The organism is Arthrobacter sp. sptzw42, from assembly GCF_059089685.1.
The window spans coordinates 20456-36422 of record NZ_JBNHEX010000011.1 but is presented as its reverse complement, the minus strand read 5'-3'; the positions used below and the strand labels follow the sequence as shown (position 1 = coordinate 36422).

The window sequence follows — 15967 nt, the reverse complement described above, 5'->3', positions numbered from 1 at the left end:
CTGCTCTGACTGCGCCTGCTCTGGCTGCGGCTTTCGATCGTTGCTAGCGTGACGGAATGACGCCCTCGAAGACCCCGGCCGAGATCCTCGACATCAACGGCGAAGACGTGCGCATCTCAAGCCCGGACAAAATCGTGTTCCCCGAGCCCGGGCTGACGAAGCTGGACCTGGTGCGCTACTACCTCACGGTGGCGGATGGTGCGTTGCGGGGCGCGGGCGGGCGGCCCATGGTGCTCAAGCGTTTCCCGAAGGGCATTGACGCCGAGCCGTTCTTCCAGAAGCGGGTGCCTGAGAACCATCCTGATTTTATAGATACCGCCATACTGCACTACGCCTCCGGCACCTCAGCAGAGGAGGCCGTCATCAGGGATGCCGCGGGCCTGGCATGGGTGGTGAACCTTGGCTGCCTGGACCTCAACCCCCATCCGGTGCGGGCAGAGGACCTGGAGCACCCTGATGAGCTGCGGGTTGACCTCGATCCGATGCCCGGGGTGGACTGGTCCAAGATTGTGGATGTTGCCTACATAGCGCGGGAGGTGCTCGACGACGTCGGGCTGGTTGGCTGGCCGAAGACAAGCGGCTCACGTGGGCTTCACATCCTGGTGCGCATCGCTCCGCGATGGTCCTACCGTGACGTGCGGCTGGCCGCCGAGACTCTCGCGCGTGAAGTGGAGAACCGGGCCCCCGGCCTTGCCACTGCGCGGTGGTGGAAGGAGGAGCGCGGCGAAAGTGTATTCGTCGACTTCAACCAAAACGCCAAGGACAGAACCGTGGCCTCGGCCTATTCGGTCCGCGCGCTGCCCGATGCCCGGGTCTCGACGCCGCTTGTGTGGGACGAGGTGCGCTCGGCCCGTCCCGACCAGTTCACGGTACGCACGGTGCCGGCGCGCTTCGCTGACCTGGGTGACCCGCATTCCGGCATCGACCAGGCGGTGGGCCGACTCGATGGCCTCCTCGCACTGGCAGCAGAGCTGGGCCCCGCGGAGAAGGCGCCGCGCAGTGGTGACGGCTCCGGGCGGCGGCTGTCAGCAATGCCGCTCATCGAAGTAGCCCGCACTAAGACCAAACCCGAAGCACTCGCGGCCCTCGATGAATGGAAGTCCCGGCATGCAGACGTCATCCCAGCCCTGCACCCCGCCGATGTGCTAGTGGACGGCATGCGCGGATCGAGCTCGCTCTGGTACCGCGTGCGGGTGAACCTGCAGCATGTCCCCGAGACTGAACGCCCTGGACAGGAGGAACTCATAGCGGACTACGACCCCTGGGCAGGCAAGGAGTGGCCGGGCCGCCCCGGATCATGACTCGCATATCAGGCGTCCTGCCTGATATGCCGTGACCAACTCTTATCCCAACCGGTACCTCAGGGACATTTCCTGCCTGACGGGCCGGCCGTAACGTTAACCCACGGACGAACCCGAACGGGATTGCGGTGCAGGGATGGCAAAAGGGCCGATTGCTCGAACGCGGACGGCGGGGGTGCGCGCTGTGATGGCGGCAGTTGCCCTGGCGGTTCCGCTGTGGGCCGCCGCCTGCGTCCCGGTGCCCCCTCCGGGAGCGGCGCCCTCCCCGCTGCCCCCGATTGATGCCGCTGTCACCCCCGCTCCGGCAACCACACCCGCTGTCCCCGTTCCCCAGCCACAGGTTCCGCCGCCCGTGGAAACAGCTGTTCCTTCCCCCGCCCCGGAAACCCAGGGCGGAGCCCCGGCAGCCCCTGCAGGAACGCCGCCGGCCGTCACGTCCCCAGCATCACCCGCGCCCGAAGAAACCGCCCCTGAGGACCCCCTTCCTTCCGCACCACCTCCGTCCGGCAAGGCGGGAGGGTTGCAGACGGTGACTGCCTACTACGTGCTCCTGGACGACGGCGGCAGCAATGGCGTGCGGTTCGGCTGCAATGACAGCCTGGTGGGGTTATCCCACTCCAGTTCCGGCGGCGAAGACACCCTTGCTGCTGCAGTGGGCGCGCTGCTGGACGTACAGGAGGCCGCGGAACAGCCCGGAGTACCGCCGGAGGTCTATAACGCACTCCTTAATTCGGACCTGAAGTTTCTGTCGGGAAGCTTTGACGGCACCACCGTGACCGTCTATCTTGCCGGCACGCTCAGCATGGGAGGTGCCTGTGATCTTCCGCGTGTGGAAGCACAGCTGACACAGACTGCGGTAGCGGCAGTGGGGGCGATCCGGGCGGAAATCTACGTCAACGGGCGCAGCCTGGCCGAGGCTCTCCGCCTGGACTGACCAGCCCGGCGCTTACACCTCGTGCGGGTTCTGCCTCAACAGATGTTGCCTCCTCAGCAACATCCGGCTGTATCCTGTCTGTGTGAGCCACGAGACACTCGACGCCTCAGCGCAGACGCTGCCTGCCGAAGCCATTGATGCCATCGAACGGGCGGCAACGTCCGCCCACCGCCACGAGGAACTCTTCTCAGAGCGTGCAGCAAACATCCGCCAGTCAGCAGTCAGGGATGTCTTCGACATCTCACTGCGCCCCGGACTGGTTTCCCTTGCCGGCGGAAGCCCCTACCTTCAGTCCCTCCCTCTCGAACGGCTCGCGGCCACAGCGGCGGCGATCATTGCGGAAGACGGCCTCACGGCCCTGCAGTATGGCAGCGGCCAGGGAACAGAGGAACTTCGCGCCCAGATCTGTGAGGTGATGGCGGCGGAGGGCATCCTGGACGCCCTGCCGCGGAATGTTGTTATCACCGCAGGGTCACAGTCGGCCCAGGACGTCGCTACCAAGGTTTTCTGCAATCCGGGGGACGTGGTGCTGGTTGAGGACCCCACCTACGTGGGCGCGCTCAACACGTTCGAGGCATACCAGGTTCAGGTGGAAACTCTGGAGATGGACGGAGACGGCCTCGTTCCGGATCTTCTTGAGGCAAAAATCGCCGCCCTGCAGCTCGCGGGCAAAAGCGTGAAATTCCTCTACACCATTCCGAACTTCAACAACCCCTCCGGCATCACTTTGGCCCGGGAGCGGCGGCAGCAGGTCGTAGACATATGCCGTAAGGCGAATATACTGGTCCTTGAGGACAACCCATACGGACTCCTGAGGTTCGACGGCGAGCCGCTGGCCCCGCTGCGCGCCGGCAATGCCGCCGACGTCATTTACATGGGCTCCTTTTCAAAGATCTTCGCCCCCGGCCTTCGCATCGGCTGGGCCCTCGTGCCCGAGCACCTGCAGCGCCGGTACTACCTGGCCGCAGAAGCTGTCACCCTCTGCCCGCCGGCGCTTAACCAGATGCTGGTGTCCGCCTACCTGCGCGACTTCGACTGGCGCGGCCAGATCGAAACCTACCGCGGCCTGTATGCGGCGCGGTGCCGGGCAATGCTGGCATCGCTCGAGATGTACATGCCCGCCGGAACCAGCTGGACCAGTCCGGAAGGCGGATTTTTTGTTTGGGTGACGCTGCCGGAGGGCGTGGACACCTACCCGCTGCTGCAAAAGGCGATCGACGCCGGAGTGGTGTTCATCCCCGGTGCCGCCTTCACGCCGTCGGACGAGCCGTCCAACAAGCTGCGCCTGGCGTACAGCGCCGTGCCGCCGGAAGCCATCACCGAAGGCGTGCGGCGCCTGGCGCCGGTACTGCGGGAAGCCATTGCAGGACGGTAGCCTTGGGCTCACTGGCTTAAGCCCCATCACCAAGCAAAGGAGCAGCACATGAGCGGAATCATCGTTGTAGGCGTTGACGGCAGCGGTACGGCCAAGAAGGCAGCAGAGTCCGCCCGGGACCTCGCTGCAGCACTCGGCGCCTCGCTGCACGTGGTGTCAGCTTTCGACAGCGACCGCACCGAGGTCTTCGGCAGTGGCAGCGACCAGTGGATTGTCTCCGACGCCGATGCTGCCGAGCATGTGGCCCGCACCGTCGCCGACTCCCTCGGCCGGGACATCAAAGTGACCTACTCAGCAGCCCGCGGCCGCCCGGCAGACGCCCTCATCAAGGAGGCCATCCGGATGGAGGCCAGAATCATCGTGGTGGGGAACCGCAGGATGCAGGGCATTGGGCGGGTCCTGGGCAGCGTTGCCAACAGCGTGGCCCACAACGCTCCCTGCGACGTGTACATCGCCAACACCTACGACGCCGACTAGCGGCTGGACACCATGGGGCGGCAGCATCCCGCCCCGTGGTGTCCGTTCTCACCCTGAAAACAGGGTTTTGAAGCTGAAGCCCCGGATAAAATTGGTTAAGCCCTCAATGGTGCGGTCATCCGCCATTCACCATCTTCAAGGGGCTTCATTGATAACTCTCCAGCGCCGCCAGCTCGTAGGGCACGACATCCTCCTGGCCCGCCACGGAAACCACATCTGTTCCATGCGCATAGACCGCAGCAGCGGCAGGGTTGTAGCGCTGCTGGACGATGGAACCGTGGACAGCGCACCGAACCTCATTTCTCCAGGCCTCGAACTTCCCGCTTCGGTGGGCAGCGTGCTGCGTGAGGACTGGAAGATCCTGACCGTCTGCGGGGCCGTGGCTGCCGGGATGGGCGCATTGATGATCTCAGCGGCCGTTGCCCTGGGCACCATTGCGGATCTATCCACCGTTGAGATGCTCTCGGCCTACACGGTCCACTAAAGGAGGGCTCCCGGCCAAGGCACCATCCAGCCCTGCAGGAGCCACCAGATACCGGCCATCACCACACCGCCGAACAATGAGCCGGCAACCACCTGGGCCACCGTGTGGGCGCGCAGCACCACCCGCGACCAGCCGACAGCGGGGATGAGCAGCAGCAACGGAAGCCACGCCGCGCCGAGCATCAGGACGCCAATCACCGCTGACGAGGATATGGCCGCAGCGTGCCCGCTGATCTTCCAGAACGGGCTGACCCCCGCCAGGACCACAACTCCCCCCACCACCGCCAGGACCATGGCGACCACGCTCTGCGGCGCCCCCACCGCCGCCAGCACCAGCAGGCCGGCCACAATGGAAGCCAGCGCCATCAGCAGGACGGGTGCGCGCTGTTTGCGGTCGCTGACGTGATGGTCGGTGACTTTACCGCGCTTCACCAGGACAAGCAGCAGCAACAGCGGGATCACGCAGACGAACAAGGCTGCCAGCGCCCCATAGGCCATGGTTCCGGGAAAGCCGGCCTGGGTCATCGGGCTGAACAACAGCTGCACGCTCACCACCACTGGCGGCTGGAACACCTCAGTGATCCACCTGGCTGTCCTGTTTTTGGCACGGACAGCCCCTGCATCCATTACCACTGCTGTCAGTTTTCCTAGTCCAGCAGCAGCGCGGGTTCCTCCAGGATGGCGGCGACGTCGGCCATGAAACGGGCCGACAGGTCACCGTCCACCACGCGGTGGTCAAAGGAACCGCCCAGCGTAGTGATCCATCGGGGGATCACCTCGCCGTCCAGGACCCAAGGCTTCTGCTTGATCGTTCCAAAGGCAACAATTGCCACCTCGCCGGGGTTGATGATGGGGGTACCCGTGTCGATGCCCAAGGCCCCGATGTTGGTGATGGTCAAGGTTCCGCCCTGCATCTCGGCAGGCTGCGTCTTTCCGGCCCTGGCAGTGGTGGCGAGGTTGTTCAGGGCCAGCGCCAGTTCCTTCAGGGACAGGTCCTGGGCGTTCTTGATGTTCGGGACCATCAAGCCGCGGGGGGTTGCCGCCGCAATTCCCAGATTCATGTAGTGCTTGACCTGGATCTCCGCAGCGCCCTCGCCGTTGTCCACCCACGTGGCGTTGACGCTCGGGTTGCGGGCGGCCGCCCAGATCACGGCCTTGGCGAGGATAAGCAGCGGCGATACACGGATCCCCTCAAAGTCGCGTGAGGACTTGAGCCGCTTAACGAACTCCATGGTGCGGCTGGCGTCCACATCCACGAAGATGCTGACATGGGGTGCCGAAAAAGCCGAGTCCACCATCGCCTTTGCCGTGGCCTTGCGGACCCCCTTGACCGGAATCCGCTCAACCCGCTGGTCCTGCGGTTTTCCTGCCTTGCCCCAGAAGCCGTCCGCCTTGTCCAGCTCGGCGTCCCGCTGGGCCTGGTAGCTGACCAGGTCCTCGCGCGTCACCTCGCCGCGCAGGCCGGTGGCCACCACGTCAGCCAGATCGATGCCCAGGTCCCGTGCGATCTTGCGGACCGGCGGCTTGGCCAGGACCTTGTTTACCAGCCCGGTGATGGCGCCGCCGAAAGTCGGCCGGCTGTCCACCGGCTCGGCGGACTGGGTCCCGGCAGCCTCCACCACCTCGGCCGCAGAATGCGGCTGCACAGGCTCCAGGGTGGAAGCCGCGGCGCGGGCGGCGGCGGGCCCGCTCACCTGAGAGCCCGAGGCAGCTGCAGCCTTCCGCGGGCGGCGTTTGACGGCGTCGGCCTTGGGACCCGAGCCCACCAGCGGGCCGCCGGTTAGGGAACTTTCTCCAGCCGGGGCACTGTCTGTTGTGCCGGCGTCGGACGTTGCGTCCTCAGCGGGGAGCTTGCCGTACAGCGGCTGCACGGGTGTCTCGGGTGCCCGCGCGTCGGCCGGTGTGGGGTCGCCCGCGACGTCATCACTGACGCTGATGATGGCCGTGCCGACGTCGATGGTCACCCCTTCAGGCACCAGCAGTTCCGTGACGGTCCCGGCAAAGGGGGAAGGCAGTTCCACGATGGACTTGGCGGTTTCGATCTCACACAGGACGTCATTGATGGCGACGGCGTCGCCGGCCTTGACCTTCCAGGAGACGATTTCGGCCTCGGTGAGGCCTTCGCCGACGTCGGGCAGGTTGAACTTGTTCAGAGTCATAGTGTCCTCAGTAGGAGAGGGCGCGGTCCAGCGCCTCGAGGATGCGGTCGATGTCCGGAAGGTAGTCTTCCTCCACCTTGGCCACGGGATAGGGCATGTGGAAGCCTCCCACACGGATCACCGGCGCCTCCAGGGAATGGAAGGCCCGCTCGCTGATCCGGGCGGCGATTTCGCCGCCAATGCCGCCGAACGTGGGTGCCTCGTGGGCGACGATCAGGCGCCCGGTCTTCTGTACCGAGGCGGTGACGGTGTCGAAGTCCAAGGGTGAGATGGAGCGCAGGTCAATGACCTCGACGCTGCGTCCGTCCTCCTCCGCGGCGTTGGCGGCGGCCAGGGCCACCGGTACCAGTGGCCCGTAGGCGACGACGGTGGCGTCGGCGCCTTCACGGAGGACGTGGGCCTTGAACGGGTCCGCGGCGTGGCCCGGCGCTTCGGTGTCCACTTCGCCCTTGAGCCAGTAGCGGCGCTTGGGCTCGAAGACGATCACCGGGTCCTGGCAGTCCACGGCCTGCTGGATCATCCAGTAGGCGTCGTGCGGGTTGGACGGGGTGATGATCCGGAGGCCTGCCGTGTGGGCGAAGAGCGCTTCGGGAGACTCGGAATGGTGCTCTACGGAGCCGATGCCGCCGCCGTAGGGGATCCGGATGACCACCGGCACCGTGAGGTTGCCGTTGCTGCGCGCGTGCATCTTGGCCAGCTGGGTGGTGATCTGGTTGAAGCCGGGGAAGACGAACCCGTCGAACTGGATTTCACAGACCGGGGTGTAGCCGCGCAAGGCCAAGCCGATCGCGGTGCCGATGATGCCTGATTCGGCGAGCGGGGTGTCCACCACGCGGTCCGGGCCGAACTCGGCGATGAGCCCGTCCGTCACCCGGTAGACACCGCCCAGGGCGCCGATGTCTTCGCCCATGAGCAGCGACTTGGGGTTGTCTGACAGTGCTGCCCGGAGGCCCTCGTTGATGGCCTTGGCGATGGTCATGGTGGTCATCAGTGGCCTGCCTTTTGGGACGCCGGCGTTGCTGCCTGCAGTTCTTCTGCCGGCTCTTCGCCCGCAAAGCCCGCCGAGTACTCCTCGAACCAGGCCAGTTCTTCTGCCACCAGGGGGTGGGCTTCCACGTAGGTGTTGGCGAAAGCGGACCGGATATCGGGAGTTTCAAGGTCATGGGTGGTGCGCCGGACGTAGGCTGCGAGTTCGTCGCCGTCGGCCTTGACCTTGGCGAAGAATGCTTCGTCAGCCAGGCCTTCCGAGCGCAAGTATTTCTCCAGGCGCGCCAGCGGATCCTTCGCCCGCCAGGCATCCTCCTCCGCCGACTCGCGGTACTTGGTGGGATCATCGGCCGTCGTGTGCGCACCCACCCTGTAGGTGAAGGCTTCGATCAGGACGGGGCCCTTGCCCTGGCGGGCGTGCTCCAATGCCCACTCCGTAACCGCGTGCACGGCGATGACGTCGTTGCCGTCCACCCGGATACCAGGGAAGCCGTAGCCCTTGGCCCGGTTGGACAGCGGCACCCGCGTCTGCACGTTGGTGGGGACGGAGATGGCCCAGTGGTTGTTCTGGCAGAAAAACACCACGGGGGCGCTGTAGGAGGAGGCGAAGACCATGGATTCATGGACGTCGCCCTCGGAGCTGGCGCCGTCCCCGAAGTAGGCGATCACTGCAGCATCCGGCGCGGCCGCTGCGGCGCCCGAGCCGGCGGTCGGGGAGCCGGCAGTACTGGAAGCGGCCAACTTCTGGTCCCGCTGGATGCCCATGGCGTAGCCCACGGCATGGAGCGTCTGGGCCGCCAGGACCAGTGTGTAGAGGTGGAAGTTGGTGTCCTTCGGGTTCCAGCCACCGTTGGACACGCCGCGGAACTGGCGCAGGAGTTCGGCCAGGTCCACATTGCGTGTCAGCGCGACGCCGTGCTCCCTGTAAGTGGGAAAGATGTAGTCCTGCGGCTGGCTGGCGCGGCCCGATCCGATTTGGGCAGCTTCCTGGCCGGTCAGTGGGACCCACAGCGCGAGCTGTCCCTGGCGCTGCAGGGCGGTGGCTTCGACGTCGAACCGGCGGATTGCGGCCATGTCCGCGTAGAGCCCGCGAAGCTTCTCCGGCGTGATCTTTTCTGCGTAACCGGAGAAAACGGGATCGAAACCGAGCTTTCCATCCGGCGCCAGGAGCTGGACCATCTGTGCCGGAGGTTCGCCCATAACGGCTTCGGCATCAGCTTCGCGTTGGTCGTCTACAGCTGTTCCGTCGAACTCGGTGGCAGGCAGATGTGCGCCCATACCGTCTCCTTGCTTGCCGCATGCGGATGCAATGCAATGTCCCTGGGATATATGCCGCAAAAGGAATAGATTCCTGCTAAGGCATATACAATGGCTTATTGATCCTAACTTTATCTTCAGTAGGTAAGTGCGGGCCTACTTGTTAAGTGCTAGGAACGGTGTGGGGCCTTTGTATAGTTCGCACACAGCTCGAGGAAACGCGTATTCGCTTCGGCCTCGCCAATGCTTACCCGGACCCCTTCCCCGGGGAACGCCCTGACGGACAGGGCCCGCGCCCCCGCCAGTTCCGCAAACCCGGCACTGTCTGCGCCCAGATCCAACCACACGAAGTTGCCCTGAGCGTCGGGTACGGCCCAGCCCAGATTCCTCAGTCCGGCCGTGACGCGCTCCCGTTCGTCCACAAGCCTTTGTACCCTTTCTACAATCTGGGGATAATTTTGCAGGGACACAATTGCAGCAGTTTCGGCTATTTGCGACACCGCAAAGGGTGTGGCAGCCACCCGCAGGTGTTGGGTCAGCCCGGAATTGGAAATGCTGTAGCCAACCCGCAGGCCGGCCAGTCCGTGGGCCTTTGAGAATGTGCGCAGCACTACAACATTGGGGTATTTGCGGTAGAGCGCGATCCCATCCACCGCCTCCGGGTCCCGCACGAATTCCTGGTAGGCCTCGTCAATCACTACCACCACGCCTGACGGGACGGAACGGATGAAGGCCTCGGTCTCGGCAGCTCGAAGGGCGGGGCCGGTGGGATTGTTCGGTGTGCAGAGGAGGATCAGTTTGGTGCGGGCTGTTACTGCCGCTGCCATGGCCGCGAGGTCGTGCCGGCCCCCGGCAGCCAGGGGAACAGGGACACCTTCGGCTCCTGAGAGGCCAACACTGATGGGGTATGCCTCAAAGGAACGCCACGCGTAAATGACTTCATCGGGTTTGCCGTCGTCGTTCCGCCCCGCGAATGCCGCCAGCAGCTGGTTCAGTGCGCCCAGACTGCCGGCTCCCGTGACGATATCCTCAGCAGGAACATCGAGGAAAGCGGCGAGTTCGGTGCGAAGCCGGCTGCTCAGCGGATCTGGGTAGCGGTTGAAGTCTGTCTGCCCGGCGACTGCCTCAACCACCGCGGGCAGCGGGGGCAAGGGGTTTTCGTTTGAGGACAGCTTGTAACTGGCCAGTCCGTCAACTGCGGCGGGCGGCTTGCCGGCCGCATAGCGGGGCAGCTTTGCCACCACAGGGCGCGGCTGGATGCCCCCTGCAAGGGTCTCTGATGACGTCATGCAGACCAGCCTACTTCTCCAGCCAGGGGAAGTAGGCGGTGTTCCCACGCTGGCGGCACCATGGAGGTACGCCTCCGGTGTGAACTCTTTTGCCAGCCCCGGATCGAGCTGCGGCCTGCTGGAGGTGGGTCTGCGATCGGCTGATTTTCCGGCACGCACTTTTCGAGGAGCCACTTTCGGCGGACGGGCTCCGATGCAGGAGCCCGGCCAACAAATGCAGCGGTTGAACGGCAGACCATCAGGGGCATATGCAACCATTAGCCCATGCGACTGATTGCCCGGGTACTGATTAACGCCCTTGCCCTTTGGGTGGCGGGTTGGATACTGCCAGGGCTGGAGATCTCCAGCTCCGCAGCCGCTGATGCAGTGGCCGAAACCGGGGTTACGCAGGGAAGTGACACGATCGGCACCGTCCTCGGCTACTTGTTCATCGGTGTCATCTTCGGTCTGGTCAACGCCTTGGTCCGCCCGCTGGTGAGCCTCCTCGCCCTGCCAATAACCATCCTGACCCTTGGCCTGTTTACTATCGTCATCAATGCCGCGATGCTCTACCTGACATCATGGATCAGCACCTATACGCCGGTGCGCTTCACGATTGATTCCTTCTTTTGGACTGCCATCCTGGCGGCGATCATCATCACGCTGACGTCCCTGGTTGCCGGCCGGATTACCGGAGCACGGCGGTAGCTGGGCAATAGTAGTGCTGCTCCCGCTCGCAAACCTGCTGCCTGAGAGACTTCGCCGGCGGCCATGGCTACCGTCCGCCATACCCGCGCCCCTCGGTGCGGTTGTCTGTCGCGTGGGATTTTGGAGCGGGGGCCTTGGTCCGGGTCAGGGAAAAGCGGGTAGCGGTGGCCGCGCCACCCGCTCCGAGCACAGCGCCCAACGCGGCAGTGGATCCCACCAGTGAGGGGTCGTTGCTGGCGGACACCAGCCGGGCGCCGTCCTGGTAGGTACTGAGGGTGTGGCCCGGCCCGAGGCCCCCTTCTCCTTCTGCGGCCCTCGGCGCGTTCCCCAAGGAAACCGTCACCTGGTCCCTTGAGTCCGGATTTGGTGACCCGTCTGATCCCGGCACCCAATCTGTGCGATGCTCCAGGTGCAGCGACTGCACTCCCTCCGCGGCGTTGATGCCGGCGACCGGGGAACCGGCCGTGAGCACATACCGGAGGTCGTAGTTTCGGAGGAAATGCGGATCGGCGGCCATGTTCATGGCATGGATACCGCCTTGGCTGTATCCAACGGCCACCACGGCGGCTCTCTGCTCGGCGCCCGCCGCCTGCAGAGCTGCAACCGCCGCAGCGCTCAAATCATCGGAGCTGTAAACCAAGGCTTCCACTATTCCAGCTTCATCAAACGGGTTCTTACCACCGGCACCGGAACCAGCAGGCTGGGTGCCGGGAACAACGAGCACGTAAGCCTTCTCCCCTCCGCTGGGGACTTCGATGACCTCGATAAACCCCGCACCACGAGCATCTATAAGCCGGATACGCTCCAGCAGGCCGGCCGGGGACGGGTCCAGGTCCACCTGAACTGTCTCCTCCTGGTGCATGGCCAAAGGGCGGCCGAAGATGCCTCCCTGCTCCAAGCCACCCCAGACCCCGGGATCCTCCTTGACCCGCCGCTTCACATCGGCGGCCTCGAGACCAAGGCCGGCCACCATGGTTTCTGCCGTCTTGCTGTCAACGGCCCGGGTGGAGGCCATATGCGCCAGGGACGCGTGGACGTCCTGCGGGCTGACTATGCCGAGGTATCTTGCAGTGCCGGCAAGCCACTCCGCCACTTCGTACTCCTGTTTGCACGCCCGGACCTCGCCGCTGATGTGCTGCAGCCCGGCGCGCACTGCCTGGATAGTCCGCCCGGACTCACCCACCACGCTAAGAGCCTGCGTGCCGGACCACCGCGGCAAGTCCTGGAAAGGCACGAGTTCCTCCCATATCCGGCGGACTTCAATCTCCAAATCGGAGAGTGTGCACGCCAGTTCATCCAGCTTCTTCGCGCCCGCCGCCAGTTCCTCCAGCTGGAAAGTTATTCCGCTCACGCCGCCGCGAATGGAAAGGGCTCCGTCATCGGGCGGGCTGAAAACCTTGATGGACCCAGTGCTGGACGGTGTTGCCTCGGCCATCAGGGGCTGCCCAAATAGGTGCAGCCAGCGGTAAATGTCTCGCGGGCGTGCCGCTCCACAGCAGCCTTTGCCTCAACCAGCGCTTCAAGCGCACGCCGCAGGGCAGTGGACTGCAGCGACACGGTATCGCGGTAAGCACGGCCGGCCGGAGACTCCCATTCCAGCAGCTGGATCTCCCTGAACCCGGCAAGCACCTCTTCTGCGCGGCCGATGCAGGAGGCGACGCGGACAGCCAACTGCTCCACCTGTGCAGCACGGAGCATGTCCTGCTGCAGCTCCGCCCCTGCCAATTGACCGCCCATGGCTCTTACCTCTCCCGCCTGCAACACCGCGGCTCCCGCGGCAGGCCCTGCCTGGAATGAACGCTACGGAGGGCAACCGGCCTGCCCAACCACCGCCGTCGTGTATGTGGACAAGTAACGTCCCGCGAAGGGCTAAAGCCGCCGCGGGAGTTCATGAAAGAATCAGCACATGCCTGAAACTGCCGCCACAGCTGACACCCGTACGCCCTCAGGACGCCTGGCCCTCGCCGCGTCCCCGGAAAAAATCGCGCTCGGCCCGCTGGACGGCCGCTACCAGTCCGCCGTCGCCCCGCTGGTGGACTACCTGTCGGAAGCTGCGCTCAACCGCGACCGGGTGGCAGTGGAAGTTGAATGGCTCATCCACCTGACCAGCAACAATGTCCTTCCCGGCGCGGGACCACTGACAGCCCAGCAGCAGGAGCAGCTCCGGGCCATTGTCACCGGGTTCGACGCCAACTCAGTGACGGAACTGGCTGACATCGAAGCGGTAACAGTCCACGACGTGAAGGCTGTGGAGTACTACATCGGCCGCCGCCTCCCGGCCATCGGCATCGGGCACCTCACGGCCATGGTGCACTTCGGCTGCACCTCCGAGGACATCAACAACCTTTCCTACGCGCTCGGTGTCAAGGGCGCTGTGGAAGACGTGTGGCTCCCGGCAGCGCGTGCGCTGGTGGCCCAGATCAGCAGGATGGCGCAGGACAACCGGGCCGTCCCCATGCTGTCCCGCACCCACGGCCAGCCCGCCACCCCTACGACGCTCGGCAAGGAACTTGCGGTCATTGCGCACCGCCTGACCCGGCAGCTGGACCGGATCGAAAAGACCGAGTACCTGGGGAAAATCAACGGCGCCACCGGCACTTACGCCGCCCACGTTGCCTCCGTCCCCGGCGCTGACTGGCAGCAGGTGTCCAAATCCTTCGTGGAGGCCCTGAGACTGACCTGGAATCCGCTGACCACGCAGATCGAAAGCCACGACTGGCAGGCCGAACTGTACGCCGACATCGCGCGCTTCAACCGCATCCTGCACAACGTCTGCACGGACATCTGGAGCTACATCTCCATCGGCTACTTCGCCCAGATCCCGGTGGCCGGGGCCACGGGATCGTCCACCATGCCGCACAAGGTCAACCCCATCCGTTTCGAAAATGCCGAAGCCAACCTTGAGATTTCGTCCGGGCTGCTGGACGTCCTGGGTTCCACCCTGGTTACCTCCCGGTGGCAGCGCGACCTCACCGACTCCTCGAGCCAGCGGAACATCGGGGTGGCGTTCGGCCACTCCCTGCTGGCGATTTCCAACGTGGCCAAGGGCCTCGAGCGCCTGGATGTTGCCGAGGATGTTCTCGCTGGGGACCTGGACACCAACTGGGAAGTTCTGGGCGAAGCGATCCAGATGGTCATGCGCGCCGAGGCGATTGCGGGCGTCGAAGGCATGGAGAACCCTTACGAGCGACTCAAGGACCTCACCCGCGGACAGCGGGTGGACGCTGCCCGCATGCAGGAATTCGTTCAAAGCCTGGGCCTTTCACCCGAAGCCGAAGCACGCCTCCTGGCGCTGACCCCGGGCAAGTACACCGGCATCGCGGACCAGCTGGTGGACCACCTGAAGTAACGCTCGACGGCGGCGCCGGGCTGCTACATGCCCGGCGCCTTTCGGCCCGCCTTCCCTGGGACGGGGCGGGCGGGGCGGCATGCTTCCTAGTGCGAAACTGGAAGCATGAGGTTGCTCTTGATCCGCCACGGACAAACCCCGGGGAATGTGCTCGGCCAACTGGACACCGCCCACCCGGGTCCCGGCTTAACCGAACTGGGTGAGCGGCAGGCGGAAGCCTTGGCCCGTTCGCTGGCCAACGAGCCGATCGACGCGCTATATGCCTCCACCCTGGTTCGGACGCAGATCACCGCAGCACCGCTGGGCCGGCTGCACAGCCTCGACGTCCAGGTGCTGGATGGACTCCACGAGATAGAAGCCGGCTCGCTGGAGAAACTGACGGACCACGAGTCGCACAAGCGGTACATGGGGACGGTAATCTCCTGGGCCGCGGGCGACCTGGACCGGCGCATGCCCGCCGGGCCCGACGGCCATGCATTCTTTGAGCGCTTTGATGCCGCCATCGCCCGCGTCCTTGAACGCACATCCGGGGAGCAGGCCACGGCAGCAGTCGTCAGCCACGGCGCCGCGATCCGCACCTGGGCCGGCCGCAGGGCTCAGGACGCGGACCACGAGTTCGCGGCCAAGCATGTGCTGGCCAACACCGGAATTGTGGCGCTGAATGGTGACCCGGACAGCGGTTGGCGGTTGATCCACTGGGACGGCAGCCCGGTGGGCGGACTTGCCCTTGCCGATCCCACTGCGGAGGACCCCATGGGACGGAACCTGGCGGAGCCCTAAACCAGCTGCCTGATCCGGCGTGCCGGGAACACCGCCATACTTCGGCACGTGCCGTTGGACTGGCCGGCGGCGGCCGGGGGGATAAGCCCCGCCGCCATAACGGCCGCATCAGCCGCCGTCGGCCGTGCGTCACCGTCCATTGCGGTAAGCGCGCGAAGGAAGGAGCACCATACGGGCCCGAGCGAGTCGGGTATTTCCGGGCTCCTAAGGGTCCTGGCTACCAGGGATTCAATGGCCGTTCCGGGAAAGGCTTTGGTGCCCGTGAGGAGTTCCAGCAGGACAAGGCCCATGGCGTAAACGTCCCAGGAGGTACGCGCAGGTCCGCCTGCAGCCTGCTCCGGGCTCATGTAGTGAACTGTTCCCGAGGAGATGCCTGGCTCGGGAGCCGCTCCGGCAGCGGCCACTATGCCGAAGTCGATGATGCGGACCGGACTTCTCCGCAGACCGCTGAGCATGAGGTTCGCGGGTTTGATGTCCCGGTGGACGAGCCCCTGCTCATGCAGGTGGGCCAACGCTCCGAAGAGGCCGCGTGCCCAGGCGGCTACGTTGACGGCGCCCGGCAAGCCGGCGCGGGATGCCTCGGCAAGGCTCGCACCGAGGGCCAGCTCTTCAACCAGGAAAGGACGGCCCGCGAGGGGCGTGGTACCGGGCATGACGGACTTGGCGATGAACCTGATGATGGAGGGGTGGTCCAGTGCTGCCAGAAACTGGGCTTCATTGCGGATCCGCTCGAAGTGCTTTTCCGAGGTGCCAACAGCAACCTTGACCGCCACATCCGGGCCATTGTCACGGTCGACGGCGCGGTACACCTCCGCTAGTGAACCCCGTCCCAAACGCTCTTTGAGCTCGTAGCGCCCACTCACGGTTTCCACGGAAAGCATGGGGGCAG

At 65.1% G+C, this 15967-nt stretch carries 16 protein-coding genes; 8 read left to right on the top strand and 8 right to left on the bottom strand.

The window, feature by feature from the left end:
- Positions 1-56: 56 nt before the first annotated feature.
- The 5 genes from ligD to AC5RT4_RS13760 all read left to right on the top strand — a co-directional run bounded on the left by ligD (position 57) and on the right by AC5RT4_RS13760 (position 4571).
- On the top strand, positions 57-1301 hold the full coding sequence (gene ligD, locus AC5RT4_RS13780) for a non-homologous end-joining DNA ligase (RefSeq protein ID WP_494106098.1): 1245 nt from the start codon (positions 57-59) through the stop codon (positions 1299-1301).
- 187 nt (positions 1302-1488) lie between these two features.
- The gene (locus AC5RT4_RS13775) at positions 1489-2235 is read left to right on the top strand and encodes a GerMN domain-containing protein (RefSeq protein ID WP_494042365.1); all 747 of its coding nucleotides are present in this window, start codon (positions 1489-1491) and stop codon (positions 2233-2235) included.
- A gap of 82 nt (positions 2236-2317) precedes the next feature.
- On the top strand, positions 2318-3610 hold the full coding sequence (locus AC5RT4_RS13770) for an aminotransferase-like domain-containing protein (RefSeq protein WP_494106097.1): 1293 nt from the start codon (positions 2318-2320) through the stop codon (positions 3608-3610).
- Between the two features lie 48 nt (positions 3611-3658).
- A complete protein-coding gene (locus AC5RT4_RS13765) occupies positions 3659-4087 on the top strand; it encodes a universal stress protein (RefSeq protein ID WP_494042367.1) in 429 nt (142 codons plus the stop codon).
- Positions 4088-4235: 148 nt separating this feature from the next.
- Positions 4236-4571 (top strand): hypothetical protein, encoded by a 336-nt coding sequence (locus tag AC5RT4_RS13760; RefSeq protein ID WP_494106096.1) that lies wholly within the window; start codon positions 4236-4238, stop codon positions 4569-4571.
- On the opposite strand, the gene AC5RT4_RS13755 is transcribed toward AC5RT4_RS13760, so the two are convergent.
- The 5 genes from AC5RT4_RS13755 to AC5RT4_RS13735 all read right to left on the bottom strand — a co-directional run bounded on the left by AC5RT4_RS13755 (position 4568) and on the right by AC5RT4_RS13735 (position 10262).
- The gene (locus tag AC5RT4_RS13755) at positions 4568-5197 is read right to left on the bottom strand and encodes a phosphatase PAP2 family protein (protein ID WP_494106095.1); all 630 of its coding nucleotides are present in this window, start codon (positions 5195-5197) and stop codon (positions 4568-4570) included. The two genes, AC5RT4_RS13760 and AC5RT4_RS13755, sit on opposite strands and share 4 nt — an antisense overlap.
- A 20-nt stretch (positions 5198-5217) precedes the next feature.
- The gene (locus tag AC5RT4_RS13750) at positions 5218-6729 is read right to left on the bottom strand and encodes a dihydrolipoamide acetyltransferase family protein (protein ID WP_494106094.1); all 1512 of its coding nucleotides are present in this window, start codon (positions 6727-6729) and stop codon (positions 5218-5220) included.
- Positions 6730-6736: 7 nt separating this feature from the next.
- The gene (locus AC5RT4_RS13745) at positions 6737-7717 is read right to left on the bottom strand and encodes an alpha-ketoacid dehydrogenase subunit beta (protein ID WP_494042371.1); all 981 of its coding nucleotides are present in this window, start codon (positions 7715-7717) and stop codon (positions 6737-6739) included.
- Positions 7717-8994: a pyruvate dehydrogenase (acetyl-transferring) E1 component subunit alpha gene (gene pdhA / locus AC5RT4_RS13740; protein WP_494042372.1), complete on the bottom strand. Its 1278-nt coding sequence runs from the start codon at positions 8992-8994 to the stop codon at positions 7717-7719. Before pdhA ends, AC5RT4_RS13745 begins: the two co-directional genes overlap by 1 nt.
- Positions 8995-9143: 149 nt before the next feature.
- Positions 9144-10262, bottom strand: coding sequence for a histidinol-phosphate transaminase (locus AC5RT4_RS13735; RefSeq protein WP_494042373.1), 1119 nt, complete (start codon positions 10260-10262; stop codon positions 9144-9146).
- Between the two features lie 264 nt (positions 10263-10526).
- On the opposite strand from AC5RT4_RS13735, the gene AC5RT4_RS13730 reads away from it, so the two are divergent.
- A complete protein-coding gene (locus AC5RT4_RS13730; RefSeq protein ID WP_494042374.1) occupies positions 10527-10949 on the top strand; it encodes a phage holin family protein in 423 nt (140 codons plus the stop codon).
- 67 nt (positions 10950-11016) lie between these two features.
- On the opposite strand, the gene AC5RT4_RS13725 is transcribed toward AC5RT4_RS13730, so the two are convergent.
- Positions 11017-12384 carry a hypothetical protein gene (locus tag AC5RT4_RS13725; protein ID WP_494106093.1) on the bottom strand — a complete coding sequence of 456 codons (1368 nt, stop codon included), beginning with the start codon at positions 12382-12384 and terminating at the stop codon, positions 11017-11019.
- Positions 12384-12686 carry a hypothetical protein gene (locus AC5RT4_RS13720; protein ID WP_494042376.1) on the bottom strand — a complete coding sequence of 101 codons (303 nt, stop codon included), beginning with the start codon at positions 12684-12686 and terminating at the stop codon, positions 12384-12386. The genes AC5RT4_RS13725 and AC5RT4_RS13720 overlap by 1 nt, the downstream gene beginning before the upstream one ends.
- 169 nt (positions 12687-12855) lie before the next feature.
- Here AC5RT4_RS13720 and purB point away from each other — a divergent pair, with 169 nt between their 5' ends.
- Together purB and AC5RT4_RS13710 are read left to right on the top strand one after the other, a co-directional pair.
- Entirely contained in the window at positions 12856-14298 is a 1443-nt protein-coding gene (gene purB, locus AC5RT4_RS13715) for an adenylosuccinate lyase (protein WP_494106092.1), read from the top strand.
- Between the two features lie 105 nt (positions 14299-14403).
- Positions 14404-15078, top strand: coding sequence for a histidine phosphatase family protein (locus tag AC5RT4_RS13710; RefSeq protein ID WP_494042378.1), 675 nt, complete (start codon positions 14404-14406; stop codon positions 15076-15078).
- On the opposite strand, the gene AC5RT4_RS13705 is transcribed toward AC5RT4_RS13710, so the two are convergent.
- Positions 15075-15959 carry a serine/threonine-protein kinase gene (locus AC5RT4_RS13705; protein WP_494106091.1) on the bottom strand — a complete coding sequence of 295 codons (885 nt, stop codon included), beginning with the start codon at positions 15957-15959 and terminating at the stop codon, positions 15075-15077. The two genes, AC5RT4_RS13710 and AC5RT4_RS13705, sit on opposite strands and share 4 nt — an antisense overlap.
- Between the last annotated feature and the right edge of the window lie 8 nt (positions 15960-15967).